Origin of the sequence: Methylobacterium carpenticola (assembly GCF_042748905.1) — a bacterium.
In the GTDB taxonomy this organism is placed as follows: domain Bacteria; phylum Pseudomonadota; class Alphaproteobacteria; order Rhizobiales; family Beijerinckiaceae; genus Methylobacterium; species Methylobacterium carpenticola.
In genome coordinates this window covers 182,459-200,914 of record NZ_JBHZEO010000001.1, presented here as the reverse complement: position 1 = coordinate 200,914, position 18,456 = coordinate 182,459, and the positions used below count along the sequence as shown (strand labels likewise).

At 70.3% G+C, this 18,456-nt stretch carries 23 protein-coding genes; 7 read left to right on the top strand and 16 right to left on the bottom strand.

Going from position 1 to position 18,456, the window contains the following annotated elements:
• Position 1 precedes the first annotated feature (1 nt).
• Together ACE101_RS01015 and ACE101_RS01010 are read left to right on the top strand one after the other, a co-directional pair.
• Positions 2–559 (top strand): hypothetical protein, encoded by a 558-nt coding sequence (locus ACE101_RS01015; protein WP_379125671.1) that lies wholly within the window; start codon positions 2–4, stop codon positions 557–559.
• A 9-nt stretch (positions 560–568) separates the two neighbouring features.
• Positions 569–901, top strand: a complete 333-nt coding sequence (locus ACE101_RS01010) for a hypothetical protein (RefSeq protein WP_379125670.1) — start codon at positions 569–571, stop codon at positions 899–901.
• 154 nt (positions 902–1,055) lie between these two features.
• Here the strand turns inward: ACE101_RS01010 and ACE101_RS01005 are convergent, their stop codons facing one another.
• The 12 genes from ACE101_RS01005 to ACE101_RS00950 all read right to left on the bottom strand — a co-directional run bounded on the left by ACE101_RS01005 (position 1,056) and on the right by ACE101_RS00950 (position 6,712).
• The gene (locus tag ACE101_RS01005) at positions 1,056–1,661 is read right to left on the bottom strand and encodes a hypothetical protein (RefSeq protein ID WP_379125669.1); all 606 of its coding nucleotides are present in this window, start codon (positions 1,659–1,661) and stop codon (positions 1,056–1,058) included.
• 81 nt (positions 1,662–1,742) lie between these two features.
• Positions 1,743–1,916: a hypothetical protein gene (locus ACE101_RS01000; RefSeq protein WP_379125668.1), complete on the bottom strand. Its 174-nt coding sequence runs from the start codon at positions 1,914–1,916 to the stop codon at positions 1,743–1,745.
• 107 nt (positions 1,917–2,023) lie between these two features.
• Positions 2,024–3,307 carry a hypothetical protein gene (locus tag ACE101_RS00995; RefSeq protein WP_379125667.1) on the bottom strand — a complete coding sequence of 428 codons (1,284 nt, stop codon included), beginning with the start codon at positions 3,305–3,307 and terminating at the stop codon, positions 2,024–2,026.
• The gene (locus ACE101_RS00990) at positions 3,307–3,480 is read right to left on the bottom strand and encodes a hypothetical protein (RefSeq protein WP_379125666.1); all 174 of its coding nucleotides are present in this window, start codon (positions 3,478–3,480) and stop codon (positions 3,307–3,309) included. Before ACE101_RS00990 ends, ACE101_RS00995 begins: the two co-directional genes overlap by 1 nt.
• Positions 3,477–3,848, bottom strand: coding sequence for a hypothetical protein (locus ACE101_RS00985; RefSeq protein ID WP_379125665.1), 372 nt, complete (start codon positions 3,846–3,848; stop codon positions 3,477–3,479). The genes ACE101_RS00990 and ACE101_RS00985 overlap by 4 nt, the downstream gene beginning before the upstream one ends.
• Positions 3,845–4,207 carry a hypothetical protein gene (locus tag ACE101_RS00980; protein ID WP_379125664.1) on the bottom strand — a complete coding sequence of 121 codons (363 nt, stop codon included), beginning with the start codon at positions 4,205–4,207 and terminating at the stop codon, positions 3,845–3,847. The genes ACE101_RS00985 and ACE101_RS00980 overlap by 4 nt, the downstream gene beginning before the upstream one ends.
• The gene (locus tag ACE101_RS00975) at positions 4,204–4,746 is read right to left on the bottom strand and encodes a hypothetical protein (protein WP_379125663.1); all 543 of its coding nucleotides are present in this window, start codon (positions 4,744–4,746) and stop codon (positions 4,204–4,206) included. Before ACE101_RS00975 ends, ACE101_RS00980 begins: the two co-directional genes overlap by 4 nt.
• Positions 4,743–4,973, bottom strand: coding sequence for a hypothetical protein (locus ACE101_RS00970; RefSeq protein WP_379125662.1), 231 nt, complete (start codon positions 4,971–4,973; stop codon positions 4,743–4,745). Before ACE101_RS00970 ends, ACE101_RS00975 begins: the two co-directional genes overlap by 4 nt.
• Before the next feature lies 1 nt (position 4,974).
• Positions 4,975–5,526, bottom strand: a complete 552-nt coding sequence (locus ACE101_RS00965; RefSeq protein ID WP_379125661.1) for a lysozyme — start codon at positions 5,524–5,526, stop codon at positions 4,975–4,977.
• The gene (locus ACE101_RS00960) at positions 5,526–5,777 is read right to left on the bottom strand and encodes a hypothetical protein (protein ID WP_379125660.1); all 252 of its coding nucleotides are present in this window, start codon (positions 5,775–5,777) and stop codon (positions 5,526–5,528) included. Before ACE101_RS00960 ends, ACE101_RS00965 begins: the two co-directional genes overlap by 1 nt.
• 273 nt (positions 5,778–6,050) lie before the next feature.
• Positions 6,051–6,317, bottom strand: a complete 267-nt coding sequence (locus ACE101_RS00955; protein WP_379125659.1) for a hypothetical protein — start codon at positions 6,315–6,317, stop codon at positions 6,051–6,053.
• Positions 6,314–6,712, bottom strand: a complete 399-nt coding sequence (locus tag ACE101_RS00950; protein WP_379125658.1) for a hypothetical protein — start codon at positions 6,710–6,712, stop codon at positions 6,314–6,316. Before ACE101_RS00950 ends, ACE101_RS00955 begins: the two co-directional genes overlap by 4 nt.
• Before the next feature lie 248 nt (positions 6,713–6,960).
• Here ACE101_RS00950 and ACE101_RS00945 point away from each other — a divergent pair, with 248 nt between their 5' ends.
• On the top strand, positions 6,961–11,013 hold the full coding sequence (locus ACE101_RS00945; protein ID WP_379125657.1) for a bifunctional DNA primase/polymerase: 4,053 nt from the start codon (positions 6,961–6,963) through the stop codon (positions 11,011–11,013).
• Here ACE101_RS00945 and ACE101_RS00940 read toward each other — a convergent pair.
• Positions 10,971–11,846, bottom strand: a complete 876-nt coding sequence (locus ACE101_RS00940) for a hypothetical protein (protein WP_379125656.1) — start codon at positions 11,844–11,846, stop codon at positions 10,971–10,973. The two genes, ACE101_RS00945 and ACE101_RS00940, sit on opposite strands and share 43 nt — an antisense overlap.
• Before the next feature lie 414 nt (positions 11,847–12,260).
• Between ACE101_RS00940 and ACE101_RS00935 the strand changes: the two genes are divergently transcribed.
• The 4 genes from ACE101_RS00935 to ACE101_RS00920 all read left to right on the top strand — a co-directional run bounded on the left by ACE101_RS00935 (position 12,261) and on the right by ACE101_RS00920 (position 14,562).
• Positions 12,261–12,668 carry a hypothetical protein gene (locus ACE101_RS00935; protein WP_379125655.1) on the top strand — a complete coding sequence of 136 codons (408 nt, stop codon included), beginning with the start codon at positions 12,261–12,263 and terminating at the stop codon, positions 12,666–12,668.
• Positions 12,669–12,857: 189 nt separating this feature from the next.
• On the top strand, positions 12,858–13,763 hold the full coding sequence (locus tag ACE101_RS00930) for a hypothetical protein (protein WP_379125654.1): 906 nt from the start codon (positions 12,858–12,860) through the stop codon (positions 13,761–13,763).
• A 3-nt stretch (positions 13,764–13,766) separates the two neighbouring features.
• Entirely contained in the window at positions 13,767–14,075 is a 309-nt protein-coding gene (locus ACE101_RS00925) for a hypothetical protein (RefSeq protein WP_379125653.1), read from the top strand.
• A gap of 115 nt (positions 14,076–14,190) precedes the next feature.
• Positions 14,191–14,562 carry a hypothetical protein gene (locus tag ACE101_RS00920; protein ID WP_379125652.1) on the top strand — a complete coding sequence of 124 codons (372 nt, stop codon included), beginning with the start codon at positions 14,191–14,193 and terminating at the stop codon, positions 14,560–14,562.
• A 5-nt stretch (positions 14,563–14,567) separates the two neighbouring features.
• Here the strand turns inward: ACE101_RS00920 and ACE101_RS00915 are convergent, their stop codons facing one another.
• The 3 genes from ACE101_RS00915 to ACE101_RS00905 all read right to left on the bottom strand — a co-directional run bounded on the left by ACE101_RS00915 (position 14,568) and on the right by ACE101_RS00905 (position 18,453).
• Positions 14,568–15,488 carry a Kiwa anti-phage protein KwaB-like domain-containing protein gene (locus tag ACE101_RS00915; RefSeq protein WP_379125651.1) on the bottom strand — a complete coding sequence of 307 codons (921 nt, stop codon included), beginning with the start codon at positions 15,486–15,488 and terminating at the stop codon, positions 14,568–14,570.
• A complete protein-coding gene (locus ACE101_RS00910; protein ID WP_379125650.1) occupies positions 15,485–16,093 on the bottom strand; it encodes a KwaA family protein in 609 nt (202 codons plus the stop codon). The genes ACE101_RS00915 and ACE101_RS00910 overlap by 4 nt, the downstream gene beginning before the upstream one ends.
• Positions 16,094–16,329: 236 nt before the next feature.
• Positions 16,330–18,453: a hypothetical protein gene (locus tag ACE101_RS00905; protein WP_379125649.1), complete on the bottom strand. Its 2,124-nt coding sequence runs from the start codon at positions 18,451–18,453 to the stop codon at positions 16,330–16,332.
• Positions 18,454–18,456: the final 3 nt, after the last annotated feature.

The window sequence follows — 18,456 nt, the reverse complement described above, 5'->3', positions numbered from 1 at the left end:
CATGCTGACCCGCGCTGACATCGAGGCCGCGTTTGAGGACCGGGACCGCCTCGCCGGCGGATGGGAGCCCTCGGGCTACGTCTGGGGCGACGCGCCCATGCTGAACAGGTGGGCGTATGGCGTGCACCCGCTGTCCGGGACGATGGCCCTCGTCGGCTACCTCAACGGCCAGGCGCGGACGTGCTCGCCCGTCGTCGCGATGCTCACCGGCCCCGGCGGGATCGGGTGGTGCCGCACGCTCGCGGGCTGGCTCCGCCTCGTCCTGACGAGCGACGAGCTCCACCGCGAGGGCCGCCACCTCCTCCCGGCGCACGCCCGGGACCTGGAGCTCGCCGCGTTCGACGCCGGCTACCGCGCCCCGCGGCGGTCCCTGCGGCCGGAGGGCCCGATCACGACGGATCCCCGCTGGCACGAGGCGGCCGACCACATCGATCGGACGGCCCGGGACCCCGAGACCGGCTTCGCGGTGTTCTACGCTCGCCAGCGGAAGGTCAGCCTGGGCGAGGCAAGGAAAGCCATGGAGATCTTCTGGCTCTCCCGCACTCTGAAGTTCGATTGAGGCACCCCCATGCGTACCGCGTTCCTCGCCGTGGCCCTGGCCGCGATCTCCACCCCTGCCCATGCCGGCCCCCGGCTGCCCGCGCCGGGGCCCTACTGCCCGGCCGGAATGGACGTCCCGCCGATCCTCGTCGACGCCAACGGCGGCCTCGGGATCGACCTGCTCGATTGCGAGGGGGTCCAGCTGCGCCGGGGGCGCGCCCGGGCCGCGGCGTGCTTCGCGAACGGGGGATCCGTGGTGCCGCTCGATGTCGACCTGGCCGTGCGCCGGGACGGCTCCCTCCGGCACGACGGCGTCGTCTTCCGGCGCTACACCGGCCCCCGGCCGTGCCCCACGCCGTAGCCCACAGGCCGCCGTGCGCCCGACGTCGGCCCATGTGCGCCCGCTGTGCGCCTTCCAATATAAGAGAAATATAAGAATGCCTAAGTAACGGAGATCGCACAGTTTTCGGGCGATTTCCGGCCTCTCGCGAAATTTCGGATAGTCGTTTCAGTGGTCACGGAGGTCCCGGCTTACGCCACGGTTCGGGCTCTCCATTACCGCGGTCTCTCCACGAGACCTGTTGGGGCACGTAGGGGAAGGCGTCCCGGTTCTCCTCCAATGCCTCCCAGACTGGGTCAGGCACGCCGAACGGGACCGACCAATATTCGACGCGCTGACCGTTCCGGCCGATCATCTGCACGTAGCCTAGCGAGAGGAGCTCAGCCGCGTAGCCGCAGTCGGATGTGTTGGTGAAGGTCCGGCGATTGTGGTGCAGCAGGAAGCCGAATATCTGGCGTTCCTTGGGACTCAGGTAGGGGATATAGGCGATGAACTCGCGCTTCCTCTTGGCGTCCCGTTTCTTGTACAGGTGCCCCTCGTAGCGTGGCTTCACGAACCAGGCGATCGCCCGGTAGATCGCGGCCAGCAGCAGGCCCAGGGCCAGGCCCCCTGAGATGAGGGCGACGACGGCGAGCGCGAGCGCGATCGGCTCGGGTAGCGGCGCCGGGAGCAGCCCCTCGCGGTTGAGATAGACCGTGGCGCCGCAGCCGGCGGCGAGACCAAGGAAGGCGGGGAGCCCCGCCTTGAGGAAGTCGAGCCATTTCGCATCAGGGAAGACCACGCCGCCAAGGTAGAGCCGGGCCCGGCGAGGGGCGAACTCAGTCTCGGGTGCGCTCCACAGCTTTCGCGGCAGGCGCGAGCCTCAGGCTTCCTCGGTGGGGTCGTAGATCATGACGACCGTGACCGTCTTGCCGCCGTACTTGGTGGCGTCTTCACCCTCGGGCTGCCGAATCCCGTCGACCTCGAACCGTGCTTGGTCGTTGCCGAGCAGCGTGATCAGGCGCTCGGACCGTAGGGCGACCGCGCAATCGAACACGAGGTCTCGTAGGGATTGGCCAGCCACGGGGCCCGCCATGTAGATTGGGTAGCCACCCTCGAATTGGACGGTAACCGGGAGCGACGGGGGAAAGGGCTCGCTCATGGTCAGGCAGTTCCTTCGGGCTGCGCGTCGAGGATGGCCTCGCGGGCTCGCGAGACCTCCCCGAAGGCGCGGTGGTAGGTGATCGTCTGGAGCGAGCGGCCGCTCAGGAATCCGGCGCCGTGGTGCCAGGCGTCCTGCGCGACCGGAGCCTGGTGGGATTCGGCCACGACGGCGCCGGCCTCGAAGCCGAACAGGCGCTTGTGGTGGATGTGGAAGCCGTGGGCGTACCGGAAGCGGGTCAGGCCCCAGTCCTCGGCGCGGCGGGCGGCCATGACGCCCGGCAGGTCCTGCAGCTTCGTCTCGTGGCCGTGCGTGGCGGCGAGCATCACCCGGCCGAACCGGTGGTACCAGAACAGGCTCAGGTCGATGTCGACCGTGACGCGCGGCTCGTTGCGGAACCAGGCCTTGAGGTGGTGGGCGATAGCGGTCGCGCAGTGGGTGTCGTGGTTGCCCTTCAGGATGCGGACGAGGACGCGGTCGTGCCGGCGCAGCATGGCCTCCACGGTCCGGACGGTCATGCGGCCGGCCACCTCGAACACCTTGTCGTAGCGTCCGTCGACGTCGAGGACGTTGCCGCTCTTGGCCGTCCGGTTCTCGGAGTTGTCGGCGTGCATGAGGTCGCCGCCCCCGAGGACGACGCCCAGGCCGCTCGCCGGGGACCGCTCGATCACGTTCTCAACGGCCCGGCTGATCACCTCCTCGGCGATCTTCAGGTCCCAGTCCGTGCCGGTCTCCCGGCCCCAGCTGTGCGCCCCGATGTGCCAGTCCGCCAAAGGCAGCAGGGTCAGCAGGTCGGCCGAGGCGACCGCCGGCGCAGGGATCGGCTCGTGGCGGGTCTGGTAGCCCTCGAAGGCCGCCTTGATCGCCTCGACGACGCGGAGGGGGTCGGTGCCCTCGCGGGTCTTCACCCAATCCTGGGTCACCCGCCCTTGGCCGTCCTTCAGGATCGAGACGCCCTTGACGACGTGGCCGGCTGGAATTTCAGCCCGGGGGCCCGGCGCCTTCGCCTGCGTGATGTACTCGCGGGCGACCTCGCCCTGCTTGCCGATCACCGTCGTGGTGCGCTTCAGCGCGAAGCCGGGGAGCACCGGCGAGGTCCCGAGCATCCCCTTCTCGGAAGCGAAACCGAGATCGGTATCATTTCCCTGCACGGCCTTCCGGAGCCTGTCGAGGCGCTCCCGGACCGAGGAATGGGCCATCCCAAGGACCTTGGCGCCGGCCCGGATCGAGCCGGCGCCCCGGACGGCGAGGATCTCGGCGTCGGTGGCGCGCTGGGTCACGGGCATCAGGGCCTCCGGATGGGGTTGGTGAACGTCGAGGCGGCGAGGCGCTCGCCGGCGCCGAAGATGGCAGCCCGGATCTCGGCCTCACCGTAGGGGCGGGCCGGCCCCTTCGTCGGCGAGGGTGTCCGGAGGAGCGCGGCGATGGCGAGCAGGGTCGAGCGGTCGGCGGCGGTCATGCGGGCAGCTCCGGGCCGTAGCCCCGCAGCTCGCGGAACCGGCGCACCAAGCGGGCGAGCTCCACCGCCTGGTTGCCCACGAGCTGCACGGCGATCGGCGCGCCGCAGGCCAGCTCGCCGGGCAGGAGGATGAGGGCGACACCGCGATCCCCGGCGACCTGCACCACCCGGGTGGCCCGGTGCGGGAGGCCTTCGGATTCGAGCCAGGCGAGCACGGTCGGGACGACCGAGGCCGACACCTCGGCGACGTAGGCCCGGGGCGGCAGGGGCGCCCGGATTACCGAGACCAGCTCGGGGATGGTGCGGCAGGCCGCGGCGGCCGGCGTAGCCGCCAGGGCCCCGAGGAGGATGGCGGCGACGCGGCTCATGGCTGCCCGGTCCTGGAGCGCCGGGCCTGCCCGGTCCCCGCGTTGAGGAGGCCGACGACCTGCTGCGGGATCTGGCGCACCTGGTGATCCAAGGTGTCCATCCGCTTGGCGAGGCGGTCCTCGACCTTCTCCAGGCTGTCTTGCCGGACGTAGTCGCGGTGCAGCTCGTCGCGCAGCGCGGTGACCGCGCCCTCGACCTTGGCGATCCCGGCGACCGCGGTGGCCGACTTCTCGGTCGAGAGGTCGACAGCCGCCTGCAGTCCGCGGGTGCGGTCGGCGAGCCGCCACACGATGGTGCCGATGAGCACGGACGGCACGGTGACCCCGAGCAGGCCGTAGAGGATCTCCGCGCCGTTCACGACTTCCTCCCGGGGGTCCACCCGCACTGGCGCTCGCCGTGCCGGTTGTGGGCGACGGCCGCGGCGAGCTCGGCGTGGTTCATGGCGGCGATGACGGGAGCCGAGAGGCGCAGCGGCCGCTCGACGTCGCTGAACGCCCCGCCCTTGCCGGGCCCGCCTGTCGGGGCGGTGACGCAGCCCCCGAGCCCGAGGGCGACCACGGCGAGGAGCACCGGCGTGTAGCGGGAGAGTTCGCGGCGCAGGGCGTCATCGTCCTGCCGGGCGGTCCGGTCCTCGATTGCGGCCCGGTCGGCGGAGGCCTGGGCGTTGGCCCGCCCCACGCTCTTCAAGGCCCCCGCCGACCCGGCGCGCCGGCCCGAGCGGTACGCCGCCCCGTAGGCCACGAGGCCGGCGTAGACGAGCAGGCCCGCCACCGAGAGCCAGCGGCCGACCCGGGTCCCGAGCAGGAATCCCGCGAGGCCCTGCCCCCAGGGGGTGAGCAGGAAGACCGCCAGGAAGACGAGCGGCCCGAGGGCGGCGAGGTAGTCGAGGGGGCTCATCGGCGGTGCCTCCGGCGCGGAGCCGGCTTCTGGGGGGCGGGAGCCCGGATCGCCCGGATGGCGGTCTCGAACTGCGGGTCGGTCGCGGCGGTGGCCGAGGGCGGCACCTCGCCCCGGAGCGCGGCCATGACGAGGTCCATGGTCGGCACGGGCCCGCGATCGGTGCGCGGGCACATCGGGCCGGCCAGGAGCGTCGCGGCGACCGCGATGGGGGCGAGGGCGCACATCTCAGACGCCCTTCAGGCAGAGGGCGCGCTCGGCCTCGCGGCGCTTCGTCAGCCCCGCGATGACTCGGCCGCCGGCCTTGTTCCACATCAGGAAGGCGTTGCAGCTCGCCCGGCGGTCGCCCTCGTTCCAGAGGCGGACTACGGTGCTCTTGCAGTAGGCGCCGGTCCCGATGTTGTAGGCGAGCGAGAGGTGGGCGGCGTAGAGGTCGTCGCCCATCGGCTGCCGGGCGCACCGCTCGACAGCCGGGGCGAAGTCCTCGACGAGGCGCTTCAGGAGCATCTCCTGGCACTGCGCCTTCGTGAAGGTCATCCCCATGCGGATGCCCTTCGTCTCGCCCACGCACACCGTCGGGATGTTGACGACGTCGAGGTAGGCCTTCGTGCGCAGGCCCTCGAACCCGGTGATGACCGAGCAGCACAGGGCGGCGAGCGCCGTGCCGGCGACGAGCCGGGACGAGACCTTCACCTTTACCTGCACCGCCGGCTTGGCGACCGGGACGGGCGCGGCCGCGGCGAGCGCGGGCTTACGGAAGCGGGAGAGCCAGCCGAACATCAGGCCTCTCCCTCGGTCTGCGCGGGCGCCGGGCCCGAGACCTTCACCTGCGCCACCAGGCGGGCGAGGCCCGAGGCAGACGAGACAACGGTGACGAGCGCGGCGAACTTCACCGGGTCGATCGGCGGGTTGCCCTGGACCACCGCCAGGCCGGCCTCGATCGCGCCGAGGGCGATCACCAGCACGTTCAGCCGGAACGACCAGGCGTGCCGGACGACGGCTTCGAGGTTGTGAACCCAACGGAGCCTCATTGGGCCCTCCTGGAGACGAGCGGGGTGTAGGCGGGCCAGGCCATCGCGAGACGGGCGCACTCCTCGGGGGAGAGCCGCCACTCGATCGCGATCATGGCCTCGGCGACGGCGCGCCCCCGGCGAGGCGGGCGGCCTCCTCAGAGGTGAGATCCCGGCGGACCGGGAATGGCGGAAGAGAAGGAGCCTGCCGGCGGCGACCGAGGAGGGAGCGGTTGCACAGGGAGGCCGCGGTCACGAAAGCGGCCAGCAGGCTGAGGGCGAGACCCGGGCGCATCAGTCGCTCTCCCGGGCGTGTTCGGTCGCCAAGTCGCGGAGGCGGTCCCGGGCGGCGCGGTGCAGGCGGAGGACGGCGCGCTGGAAGTCGTGCGGCTGCCAGCCCTCGTAGAACTCCGTCATCACGGCGACGGCCGTGAAGTGGCTCAGGCGGTCCCCGTCGACCCGGGGCACCCAGACGATCGTGGACAGCTCGTGCCCGCCGGGGACGGCGGACAGCTTCGCGTCGTCGATGCGGGCGAGGGAGTAGTCGAGGCGCCCGGTCATGCCGCGAGCCTCCGGGCGGCCGCGGCGGCGATGACCGCCCACGGGTTCACGTCGAGGCCATCGCAGATGAGGAGCAGGCGGTTCATGCCGACGGCCGAGACCCGGCGGCCCTTGATGTCGCCGAGGTCGTGCCGGATCTGGCTCAGCGTCCCCGCGTCGGATCCCATCCGGGCGGCGACCTGCTCGCCCGTCAGGCGGGAGACGACCGGCGCCAGGGCATCCATCAGCGCGAGGCGGATCTCCCCGTCGGCGATGGCTCGACGCTTGTGGCTACGCTGACGCGGCGTCGCGGCCGCCGGCATGGGCGGCGGGGGGCGATACAACGATGGAGGAGCGAACCAGTTCCATAAACTGGACGCTGCCACCGCATTCGGATTCGTGAAGGGGGCGAACAAACGAAAAACGCCTGTTCGAACCTTGGCCGCGTCGATTGCGCGGAAAATCCCCGCACCCGCGGGGCCGGGGGTGCGGCACCCTGGCGATTCATCTTCCGTTCGCGAAGGCGCCGATCGGCCCTTGTCGCTGTCGTGCCGGAGTGCTGGAATTCTCGCAGGCAGGTTCGCACGCGTCGGATTCGTTCCGGGAGCACAACGACGGACCGCCTTCCAGTCGAACTCGATTGCACGGTTAGAGAAGGCTCAAGGTGTCCAACGCCCCCCAGATCCAGGCCATTCTCGCCCGCTTCCCGGGCGCCCAGATCGTCACCGACACGGTGCCCCCGGCCGGGGCGCTGCCCGTCGTCGGCGGCATGCACCAGATCAACGCGCCGTGCTTCAGCGTCCTCGCGCCCGAGCTCGTCACCCGCGGCTGGTCCGTCTTCCCGCAGACGCGCGACGGCAAGCGCGGCTCCGGCCTCGTCGACAACGCCCCCCTCAAGTGGAAGCCGTACCAGGACAGGCTTCCGACCTTGGCCGAGGTCGACTGGTGGTCCCGGTTCTGCCCCTCGCACAACATCGCCTGCATCCTCGGCGACGCCTCGGGCGGGACGTGGGCCCTCGACGTCGACGTCTCCGACGGCGTGCTGTCCGAGGCGATCGTCGCGCTCGCCGACGAGCACCTTGGCTACACGCCGTTCCGCCGCGTCGGCCGCGTGCCGCGTATCGTCCTCGTCTACCGGCAGGCCCCGGCGAGCGAGGCCGGCGCCGACAACGTGATTCGTGTCTCGCCGCCCCGGTTCGCCGCTCGCGCTGGCGAGGACAGCCCTGGGCAGATTGAGGTCCTCGGGCACGGCAAGCCCGTGACCTTCTTCGGCCTGCACCACGGGACGGGCAAGTATTTCATCTGGGTCGACGGATCCCCGCACGTCCTCGGGCCCGAGCACGCGCCCCTCGTCACTCGCCAGCAGTACGACGCCTTCCTCGACGCGGTGAACGAGATCAGGCCGTTCGCGCGCCGGGCCGTGCATGAGGCCCCGGACGCGGCCTGGCAGTTCGACCCGGCCGCCGGCCTGCACCGGCCGACGGCCCTGGGCGAGCCGGACTGGCAGACCTCTGAGGGCAAGGTCGTCGACGGCCGCAAGAAGTTCCTGTTCCGCCTCGTCTCGACGACGGTTCGGGCGAACGAATCGGCGGCCCGCGACCCCGGCACCGGCCGCGCGCAGCTCTGCGCCCTCGTCGAGCAGGAGTTCCTCGCCCGGGCCGAGCTCGGCGGCAAGTGGACGCCGCTGGCGGTGAAGACCGAGATCCGGGCCATGGTCGCCTCGTCCTGCGACTGGCACATCCGGGAGGAGCGGTTCTCCCGCGTCCGCCCCGGCGCGCCGATCGCCGTCGACGGCGAGGGCGAGGTCGAGCACGCCCCCTCCCGCACGGACGACCTGCCCCCGGCTGAGGTCCCGCCCGAGCTGGCGCACATCCGGTCGGACTTCGCGCGCCTCCTCGCTCGGACCGGCCGCAAGGGCTACACGCTGAAGGCCGGCCCCCATCCCGTCCGGGCCCTCAAGCGCGCCCTGCTGACCGACGAGCTGCTGCGCACGCAGGCCGCGCAGGCCGCCACCGCGCAGGTCCGCTCTCACCAGGATCGCTGGATCGATCGCCTCTACGAGCGCGCCGCCGAGCGCCGAAGCCGGGAGCTTCGGAAGGACAAGACTGCCCTCGACGCGGGCCTCATCTCGATCCTTCGCGGCGATGCCGGCGTGGGCAAGACCAGCACCTTCTGGAGAGCCTTCGCCCGGGCCAAGGATCGGCACGGGCCCCTCGGCTACCCCGTTGGCTTCGCCATGCCGACGCACGCGAATATTGAGGATTCCCTCGAAGGGGCGATCGCCGCCCGGCTCGCGTGGGAGCAGAGCGTCGCCGAGGCCGTCGAGGCGGGCGAGAAGGCCGGCCTCAAGGTCGTCGTGTTCCGGGGCAAGCTGAGGACGAATTGCGCCTTCAAGCCCCAGCTCCGGGCCCTGAACGAGGCCTCGATCCGGGCTGACGGGCTGTGCAAGTCGAAGGTCAACGTCAACGAGAAGATCCCCGGCGCCGAGCCCGAGTGGGAGGAGCGCCTCTGCCCGATGTTCGAGGCGTGCGAGTACCAGCGCACGCTCGCCGAGGTCGCGACCGCCGACATCGTCCTGTTTGCGAGCGCGTACTTGTCTGCGAAGGCGCCGGCCGCCCTGACGAAGGCGCTGCTCGCCCTCGTCGTCGACGAGCGCCCCTACTCGGCGTTGCTCGGCACGAACTCCCGGTCCCCCATGCCGCTGTCCGTCCTGGAGCTGCCCCGGCCGGCGCCCCGCCTGCTCGACGAGGAGATCGAGCCCCTGCTCGAACGGTCCGATGCCCGCGAGGCGATCGAGGACCGGCGCAACGGCTTCCTCGCCGACCGCCACGGCGCCGTCGAGATCGTGATGCCGCATCTGCGCAGGCGCGACGCCGGGGCCGCCGTACTCGCCCTGCACCGGTACCGGAACGGCAACACCCGCACCGGGCTGGAGTACGCCCGCAGCGCCTACGCCGTCTGCTCGCGCGGCTCGAACCTCGCCAAGGACGTGCAGCCCGGCATGACCGAGGAGGCCGCGGCCGCGCTCGCAGGCGCCCCCCGCGGCGCGGGCATCTGGGACGAGCGGCGCTTCTGGTCGCTCGTCATCGAGCGCCTGGAAGCCCTCCAGCACGACGAGGAGAACCCCAGCGTGCCCCGGAAGGCCAAGGGCGCGAGCGACGCCCGCCTGCAGGTCGTCTCCGGCGAGCACGGGGCCTCGATCCGGATGAGCTGGCGCGGCACGCCAGGGTTCCCCGGGATCCCGCTCCTCATGCTCGACGCCTCTGCCGCCCCGGCGATCGTGCGGAAGGTCTGGGCCGAGCGCGAGGTCGAGGTCCTCGACGTCGAGGCCCCCTGCCACCTGCGCACGGTGCTGGTGACCGGCAGCACGTTCTCCGACTTCAGCATGATGCCGGGCAAGACGAACAAGCGTCGCCCGATCCTGGCCGCCGCGAAGCGGGTCAGGCTGCACCGCGACGTCGTCGCCCGCCTCGCAGGCGTGCACGGCTACGGCAAGGTCCTCGTCGGCGGAAACATGGGCCCGATGGCGGTTCTGCGCGCCGGGTGGAAGCCGCCGGCCAACGTCGACTTCGTGCACAACGGGGCGATGCGCGGCCTCGACGGCTTCAAGAACCACGCCGCCGCCGTGCTGTTCGGCCGGCTGGAACTGCCGCCCCGCGCGATCGACGCCTTCGTCGCAGCCCTGACGTACGACGACGACGAGCCCGAGCTGCCCGTCGACCGGCTCGGCGACGGCATGGACGAGGACGGCAAGCCCCTCAAGCCGACGATCGGGGAGAAGATCATCGCGATGCGCGACGGCCGCGACATCGCCGTCGAGGACGCCACGTACGAGGGGGCCTGGGCGCGCCTCATCCAGGGGCAGTTCCGTGAGGAGGAAGTCCGCCAGTTCGTGGCCCGCCTCCGCCCGGTGCACCGTCTCGGCCGCGCCCCGGTGGCGTACGTGGCCTGCACGGCCATCCCCGAGGGCCTGATCGTCGACGACGTCGTGGACGTGAAGGACTTGCTCACGCCGGGGCCGGACAGCGGCCAGCGCCCGTTCGAGCTCGCCCGCGAGACCGACGGCGTGCTCGACGCGCGCTACGGCGGCCAGGACCGCGAGGACCTCGTCGGCCCCCGCGGCGGGATCGAGAGCCACCTCGCCGGGGCCCGCCTCGACAAGGCCGGCTTCCCCGAGAACCAGGGCACCACCAGGATCCGCTGGCGCCTCCCCGGCGGCGAGTGGTCGACGTCGTCGGTGCTGACGTGGGCCGAGAACCCGGTCGCCCCGCTCGCCGTCGCGATCGCCCGCGAGCAGGGGCTGACGGCCGAGGAGGTCGAGGAAGCCCTGGAGTTCGAGGTCCTCCGGGAGGGGGTGCCCCGGGCCGCCTCCGGCACCAAGGATCCCGACAAGATCGATCGGTCGCTCCTTGGCCTGGAGCCGGACGCCCCCCTGTCGCACGAGGACGCTCGGCGCGCCTACGCCGACATCGAGGCCGCCGAGCGCGCCGACATGATCGCACGGGTGAAGAGCCAGCTCTCCGGCCTGCCGATCGGTGCGCCCGAATCGGAGATCGAGGCCGCCCTGTTGCGGAAGCGGATCCCGCAGATCGACTGGGACCGGCTCCTCCCCTACCTGGGGGCCGACCGCAAGACCGAGGCGGTCTCGCTGGCCGAGCTCATCATCGCCGTCCGCTACGGCCTGGACACGGCCGACGCCGAGGAGGACGAGGACTGACGCGGGCGCCGGGGCAGCGGCCGCCGCTCCGCCCCGGCGATCCGCGCCACGGTGATTCGTAAGCCGGTCGGAACCTGACGGGTGCCGTAGCCGGCCGCGCCCATGCGCCACGCCGTCTCCAGCCGGATCCCCGCGGTCACGAGGTCCGCGTGCACCGGTCCGCCGCGGCCGCCCGGCCCGAACGCCCCTACCCAATCCCCGACCATCGCGCCGCCGGCCACGCCGATCGCGCGGTGCAGCTCGCCCATCGGCACGGTGACGGTGACCCGGTCCCCGGGCGGGGACCGGCGCCATGCCTTGGGCGTCCCCGCACCCGCCAGCCACGCGAGCGCGCGCAGGTAGAGGAACGGGGACACCCGGCTCCGGAAGCGCGCCATGGCCGACAGGTTCACGCTCACCGGGTACCGGGTGTCGTGGATCATGCCCATCGTCAGCAGCATGCCCGAGACGACCCCTCGATCCACCGGGTTGTCCCTGCCGATTGGGTCGGCCTCCCAGCCGTGCCAGGGGCTGTAGGTGTCCCCATCCAACCCCAGGGACAGCCTCGCCGCGGCCAGGCGCTCGAACGGGCGCACCAGGGCCCCATGCGTCCGCAGGCCGGTCGCCTCCAACAGGGTGCGCCCGGCCATGTAGAGGGGGGCCGCGTCGTCGGCCGCGGTGCGCCAGGCGTCGCGCAGCGTCACACCCTCGGCATCGGGCTCGTCGACGAGGATCAGGGCGTCGGCCATCGTCCCCAGCCACAGCGCCATGTCGACGGGCGTCAGGGCGCCGTCGGACAGGCACAGGGACCCGGCGAGGGTGCGGGATAAGGGGATGACGAAGGCGGTCGGCACGAGGCTTCTCCGGGGCTGCGAGGCAGGGTGCCAGGCCCGCACGCCAGGCTCAAGGGCAGTGCCGAACATGTCGGGTGTACAGGTGCAGAGTTAGGCACTCTGTTTTCATTGTATGGCAATTAGTTAGCCGGATTTGGCTCGCCGCGAAAAATAGCGCTTAAAAAGAATAGGCTTTCTTTGGGCTTCGCCCATAGGATTTCTCATGCGCGGCCCGGTCGAGCCAGCGGCCTGCTTCGCAGGCCGGGAACCCGAAGAGAGGCGGGAAGATGGGTATGGGGCGGGTGGGAATGACGCTCCCGAGCTCATGACTGGAGGGGCCGGGGAGCCTGCCAGGAGCGGCACGTGCCCCAGGCGTTGATCCTTGCTTGGCGCAGGCGGACGATCCCGGGGTACGTCACGCCCGGAGATCCGCACGTGCCCCGTCCTGCCGAGACCTCGACCGCCGAGCCCCACCCTTCCACCCGCAAGGCGCGCCGCATGGCCGGCGCCCGCCGACGGGCGCAGGCGTCGCGCGACCGGCGCGCCGCCGAGGTTGAGAGCCTTCGCGCCGCCGCCGCCGAGGTCGAGAGCCTCCGGGCTACGGCCGCCGAGGCCGAGGACCTGCGCGCCCGCCTCACCGTCGATGGCGCTCTCGTCGACGCCCTGGTGACGCGGTACCGGCAGCTGCGCGAGGAGACCGGGCAGCGCGCCCCAGCGCTTCCGCTCGGCGACGTCGTGCGCCTCGCCCGCCATGCGCTCGGCCCCGGCGTACCCGAGGTCGAGGCCGCGATCAGGGACCGGCTCGGCGCCGCCCTGAACCAGCCGGCCGCGCCCGCCGCCTAAGGCGATGCTGCGGCGCGGAAATCGGCCCGAGTTGCCCCATCGACTCTTGTGGCTCGCGGCCGCTTCGCTAGAATCCGTAGAAGCACGGAGCCTCGCCTAGCGGGTCGATGTGACTGGAAACTAAGGCCGCCGTTGAGGAGACTCCGGCGGCCATTTTTCCTTGAGGGGGTGCGGGTGTCCGGGCCCGGGGTGCGGATCGATGTTGCCGGGGCGGTGCGCGACGCGGCCGAGGCCTTCGAGGCCTTCGCGGTCGACCGGTTCCCGCGCGCCGTGCAGTACGCCCTCACCGGCGTCGTGATCGACGGGGCGAACAGGTTCCGGCGCGACATCCCGAACATGTGGGACGCCCCCAACCGCGCCACCCGGGACGCCCTGCGCTACACCGTCGACCGCGACCTGCTGAACCGGGTGACCAGCGTTGGCGAGGCCCAGGCGAGCGTCTTCATGCAGGACCTGCCCTCGATCTGGCTGAAGTACAGCTTCGGCGACGGTCCCCAGACGAGGACCGGAGGCGACGTCGGCGTCGAGGCGTATTTCGGGGATCAGACCTCGGTGCGCGTCCCGGTCGGATCGAACCTGAAGCACACCGGGCTCGGCAGCCCGACCTCGGCCGGCAAGGTGTCGGCGCGCGACGCCCGCAACATCGCCCGGCTCGCGGCCGCTGGGTACACCCGCAACACCGGCACGACCGGCGCGACCCGCGGCTCGGCCCGTTGGGGCGTGTTCGAGATCAAGCCCGGCGAGGCCGCGAAGCAGGGCGGCTACTTCATGGGCCCGGGCATCTACGCCCGGCCGCCGCGCGTGGTCGCGGCCGTCGGCCGGGAGAAGGTCGCCGCGGCGATCAAGGCCGGCAAGCGCACCGCGCCCCTGACCTCGTTCACCCGGGCCTCCGGCAAGACCGTCACGGTGCCCAAGGTGGTGAACGCCGACGTTCCCCGGCTGCTCTACCTCTCCACCCCGAAGGCTGAGTACCAGCCGAGCGCCACGCCGACGTGGGAGCGGGACATGGAGGCGGCCGCGGCGACGATGGCGGACCGGCTCGCCCAGGAGCTCGCCGACCGCCTCGACCATCGGGCGCGCCGGGGACGGAGGTAGGCCATGAAGAGCACGCACTCGCGGATCCCGGACGCTTTCGGCAAGGGCTCGACCGTTGTGGAGCATGTCTTCCTCGACGACGTGATCGAGGCATGGGACGAGGCCCTGACCCGTTCCGGCATCGACGCGACGACGCCCGCCGCGGTCGCCGCGCTGCGCGACCTGCTCGACCGGGCCGGCGTGCTCACCCTCAGCACCTGGGGCATGGTCTACCGCGCCGAGCACGCCAGGGTGGACCTCGCCCGAGCGCTCGCCGCGTTCGGTGTCGGGTCCCCGATTGAGGACCGGCCCGAGGCCACCGTCCTGCACTGAGGCTGTTGCGGGTCGGCAACTCGACCTGACTACCGAGATGTAGTGGGCTCGCCGCCCAGTCAGATCCGATCGCGCTGCTACGCTCCTGGGATCACAGGATCCGAGGAGTTGCCCGATGCTTGAGGTGTCCCCCTCCGACCTGCGCAGCCGGGTCGGCCACCATGTCCGCCACGCTGTCATCAACGGGATGGCCGTGCCCACCGCGGAAATGGCTGCACGGGGTAGCATGCGCCCCCTGCTGGAGCAGGGGGACCTCGCCGATGCCATCGTGGACCGTGAGGAGCGCCGCTACCGGCAGTATTCGGACTGGGCCGAGCAGGTCGAGGACTGGGTCGGCGAGCTGGAAGACGAGCTCGTCCAGCGCGAGCGACAGTCCTGGGTAGGGAATAGCGGTCTTTGCCCGGACGACCGTGTCAAGCAAGCGAGGAGGAGCCGACCGCGGTTCCATCCACCGCGAAATCACGCCGCCCGACCCGTCGCATTCTAGGGCGTTCAGCTGACCGGCTCGGTGCTCTGCACATCGTAAATCCTGGAGGTGAGTCGCGAATCGAGCCTGTGGTCCAGGAGAGCCAGGAAGATGTGACGGCAGGTCTCCGCGGTGGGAACGATCCGCCCCTGCGCGTCGAACTCAATGTCGAGGCTCATGTTCTTGTGCTGGGCCAGGAGGCGCCCCATGAAGGCGGCATCTTTGTAGTGACCTTTCGCCTGGATCGCGATGGCGCGACGGAGGTGGATCTTGTTGGATCCGACGAACACGTCGAGCGGCCGCAGATCCGCGAAGATCGCGGCGAACTCGGGTTCCTCCTTCAAGGTCGAGAACGCCTGCTCGTGTCCTGCCTTGTACGCCAGCACCGACTCGAAGTTTGGCTTGCTCCAAATGAAGATACGGTCTTCGAGCACGAAGAAGTCGAAGTCCGGCCGGATGGTGAAGACGGGATCCTCCTCGACATCCAGCTCATCGTCCGAGAAGATCACCTTGATGAGACCAGCGGCCTTGCGCGTCGACCAGGTCGCATCGGTCTTCCGGACGGCAAGCATGGTCTTCCCGTCGCGCACGAACTTCACGACGCAGAACTTGCTGTTGGCCAGATCCTTGACGCTATGGGCCCTGCGACCGGGGGCGTCGTTCGCCACCTCGCCGGCGATCAGGTGCACGTAGGTCTCGTCAGCCTGGATGGTGAGTGCACTGCCCTCGTTGTTCTGCCTCAGGACGCCATACTCGATGGTCTCAGTGATCCCGTCGAGCGCCACGCGGACCGTTTCCCTGAGCTTGTGCGCGAGCTCGTCGGTGATGCCGACCCAATGACCCGTGAACCTCGGCGTCCCCTCCTTCCCGGTCAAAGTCTTAAACACCCATACCGTCACGTCCGCCCCGGCCAGGTCGAAGCCCTTCAGGTCCGGAAGCGTAGTCATCGACAGGCATCCCCCTCTTCGTTCCGCACGACCATCACGTCCTGCAGATGCCCCTGAAGATAGGTACGTTCAGGCTCGATATCGACCTTCGACAGCACGCGTCCGACGAAAGTCGAAGTACCCCCGTGGAAGACGTACTTGACCTCGAACAGCTTCCAACCAAATGCCGCCAGCACGGGGTTCAGTGCGATCTGGCCAGACTTGTACGTGATCCAGAAGATCCAGACCAGGAAGACCGTGAACCCGATAAGCTTGGTGCCCTGCTCGAAGTCCAGACTGATGAAGGAAACGACATAAGGGATCACGTAATTGATAAGGTCAGCCGGTATGTGCTTGCTTTCGGTCACCTTCACGCGCTGTGAAGTTCGCAGGGCGCGGAGCGCGACGAAGGTGGCCAGCATGCCCGCGGCGCACACGGCGACGGCGGCGAGCGAGTAGAGCGGGTTCTTGAGTGGGCTCGCGCATTCGAGGGCAACCATCGAACCGACCGGGCAGATCCCGCGCCTCACGACCTCCGTGTCGAGGTCCTGCGCGAGCAGGATCAGGCTGAGGGGTAGGTAGGACCCAAGGTAGATGGCCGCCGCGAAGAGTATCCTGAGTTGCATGGCTGCCGGGTTCCGATCATGCGCGCCTGCCGGAAGCCGTCTCGACCGCCCATGCCGGTGAAGTGCCATGGGATCATGACCGCGGGATCACGTCGAGGCTAGGCGGCCGGGACGGCTTCTCCCTCAACCCGAAGCCGGACATCCGCGCGCACCCGGCACGGCCTTCGGCAGGCAAGTTCCTGTTATGTTCTTATATGGGGTTTGCGCGGTCGCAAACGAGGGCGACTGGCCCCCCCTCAACCGCCGCCTTGACCATCACCGGACGGCGTGTCGCTTGCCTCGGCCGTCGACCGGCCCAGGCCTTGGCAGTCTGAGGCTCCCTTGGCCGCAGCTCGCTTCCTCCTTCGCCCCGGAGATGCGGCAGCACCGGCCGTCGCCCTTTTTGCGTCTCGGGCCTGACGTCGCTTCTCGGCCCTGGCAGCCGAGATTTCACGCTTGGCCCTCTCGGTCGCGGCGCTCGGCGGGATTTTCCGCGAGGGGACGCGCACGACGAGGACCCCGCGCAGCATCCCATCGCTGAACAAATCTCCCACCTCAGGGTGGTAGAGGGTTCGGAAATGACCTGGCAGCCCCCCCTTGGTGGTGAGATCGAGGACGAGGAGGATGCCGACCGGAATGTTCGTGTTCTGGTAGAGGCCAGTCTGATCGCCGTAGGAGGCCAGCAGGTTTGCGAACGATGCGTCGGTCTCCTCGCGCTTCACCTCGGTGACGAACCTGATGCCGTCGACCTGATGGGAGACGTCGGCCCGTCCGCCCCCGACCCCGCGCACCTCGTCCACCGTGCCGAACTTGGAGCGGCGCAGGGAGGCCATGTAGTCCTGCTGCAGCGCCTTCTCGTGCGGATTGGGCTGCCCTTCCTCGACAAAGAGGTAGGCCACGGCCGGATCCACCCCCGGTGTCAGGTCGATGCGGGCTTCGAGGAACAGCAGGGTCTTGTAGACTAGCGACCGCACGACCGCCCGGACGTTGGGGTGCGGGTAGTACCGAAGGTCCTGGAAGGCAAGGTGGACAATCGTCATCGCCTCCATCAGGGGCGGCGAGATCTGCCGGAACTCGAAGGCGTTGACGTCGGCCAGGGTCTCTTGAACGATCCTCTCCTGGAGCTCGACGGGAAGCTCGCCCTCCTCAAGAATGGCGGCGACCGTTGGGCCATCGGTCGCCGCCGGCTGAGGGTCCGTGGAGCCCCCCATGCCGAGGGCGGCCTCGGCGCGAACGATGAGTTCGGTTGCTGCCGTTCCGTGCTCGGAGAGGGGGTTCGCGCGTAGCCAGTCGCGCAGGACATAGAGCTGCTGCCTGTGCAGGCTGACGTATGACTCGATGCGGGGCCGGACAACCCATTCCAGGCCGCCGTCCTCACCCCGCCGGAAGATGGTCCGACTGGCCGAGTAGACCGCGAGGAGCTCACCCTCGATGATACGCGCTGCGTCCCACCACGCTGGCTTCCCGAGGTTGGGCGCTAGGCTGCCCAGGCGGATGGCGAGCGCCCCCCAAGCGGCGACCTCCGCAGTCTTGGCGCCGTTCAGGAAGTCGTTTTCCTGCCCGGAATAGGTCGAGTAAGCGAATGCCTCCCTGCTGAGCTCGTGCAGCCTCTCAGGCAAACCGTCGGACCGCTCCTCGTAAAAGTCGTTGAGCATGCCGATGGCCAGCGAGAGCACCCGCGCGTCCGGGCGTGCTTCCCGGCTGGCGGAGGCGGCATCGAAACGCGTGCGTGCCTCACGCAGCCGGCAGAGGATCTGGGCCCCGTCCGCGGTCTGAAGCGCCAGGCCGACCTGGTCCATGCCGAGCTCGAAAGATGCCTCGTCGGCCGCGTCGGCCACGTCGAGCAGGTCTTCCAGGAATCTGATAATTCCCGGGTTCGGGCTCTCCGCGTGAAGGAAGCCCCCGACCCTCGCGACGTGCGCGAGGAAATCTGGCTCGTCATCGAGCTCGCTCGCGGCCACGAAGCCGGCCAGCTGGAGCGCGCGGCGTTCGTCCTGCCGCTTCATGAGAAGGGCGCCCCGCAAAGCCGCGGTTCGAACGCTGGCGGCCGCTTCCCGGTCACCAGCCAGGGCCAGCCAGCGCCGGAAGAAACGGCGCTCCATCGGTGCAGGCAACGCCCGCCGTTCGGCGGCCCAGTCGACAATGGCATTGATGGCGAAGTCACTGTCCAACCGTTCGACGACGTCGCCTGCGAAGGCCATGGCGACATCGTCACCGTCGTCGCTTCCGTCGAGGACGAGGGACACGAATTCCGGCGCGTAATGTGAGCGCGCGACCGCCCCCGCCTCGCCCAGAATCGGGTCGAGGCCGCCGAAATCCGCGGCCGACGGCGTTCGCCCGGCCGTCAGCAGCGCTTCCATCTTGGCGTCGAGGGCGTTCACGGC

Excerpts from the sequence above, each read along its gene's own strand:
- ACE101_RS00985 (WP_379125665.1), bottom strand. The coding sequence starts at position 3,848 with ATGAGCCGCGTCGCCGCCATCCTCCTCGGGGCCCTGGCGGCTACGCCG.
- ACE101_RS00915 (WP_379125651.1), bottom strand. The coding sequence starts at position 15,488 with ATGACTACGCTTCCGGACCTGAAGGGCTTCGACCTGGCCGGGGCGGAC.
- ACE101_RS00960 (WP_379125660.1), bottom strand. The coding sequence starts at position 5,777 with ATGAGGCTCCGTTGGGTTCACAACCTCGAAGCCGTCGTCCGGCACGCC.
- ACE101_RS00975 (WP_379125663.1), bottom strand. The coding sequence starts at position 4,746 with ATGAGCCCCCTCGACTACCTCGCCGCCCTCGGGCCGCTCGTCTTCCTG.
- ACE101_RS00970 (WP_379125662.1), bottom strand. The coding sequence starts at position 4,973 with ATGTGCGCCCTCGCCCCCATCGCGGTCGCCGCGACGCTCCTGGCCGGC.
- ACE101_RS01010 (WP_379125670.1), top strand. The coding sequence starts at position 569 with ATGCGTACCGCGTTCCTCGCCGTGGCCCTGGCCGCGATCTCCACCCCT.
- ACE101_RS00965 (WP_379125661.1), bottom strand. The coding sequence starts at position 5,526 with ATGTTCGGCTGGCTCTCCCGCTTCCGTAAGCCCGCGCTCGCCGCGGCC.
- ACE101_RS00955 (WP_379125659.1), bottom strand. The coding sequence starts at position 6,317 with ATGACCGGGCGCCTCGACTACTCCCTCGCCCGCATCGACGACGCGAAG.
- ACE101_RS00925 (WP_379125653.1), top strand. The coding sequence starts at position 13,767 with ATGAAGAGCACGCACTCGCGGATCCCGGACGCTTTCGGCAAGGGCTCG.
- ACE101_RS00995 (WP_379125667.1), bottom strand. The coding sequence starts at position 3,307 with ATGCCCGTGACCCAGCGCGCCACCGACGCCGAGATCCTCGCCGTCCGG.
- ACE101_RS00910 (WP_379125650.1), bottom strand. The coding sequence starts at position 16,093 with ATGCAACTCAGGATACTCTTCGCGGCGGCCATCTACCTTGGGTCCTAC.
- ACE101_RS00990 (WP_379125666.1), bottom strand. The coding sequence starts at position 3,480 with ATGACCGCCGCCGACCGCTCGACCCTGCTCGCCATCGCCGCGCTCCTC.
- ACE101_RS01015 (WP_379125671.1), top strand. The coding sequence starts at position 2 with ATGCTGACCCGCGCTGACATCGAGGCCGCGTTTGAGGACCGGGACCGC.
- ACE101_RS00920 (WP_379125652.1), top strand. The coding sequence starts at position 14,191 with ATGCTTGAGGTGTCCCCCTCCGACCTGCGCAGCCGGGTCGGCCACCAT.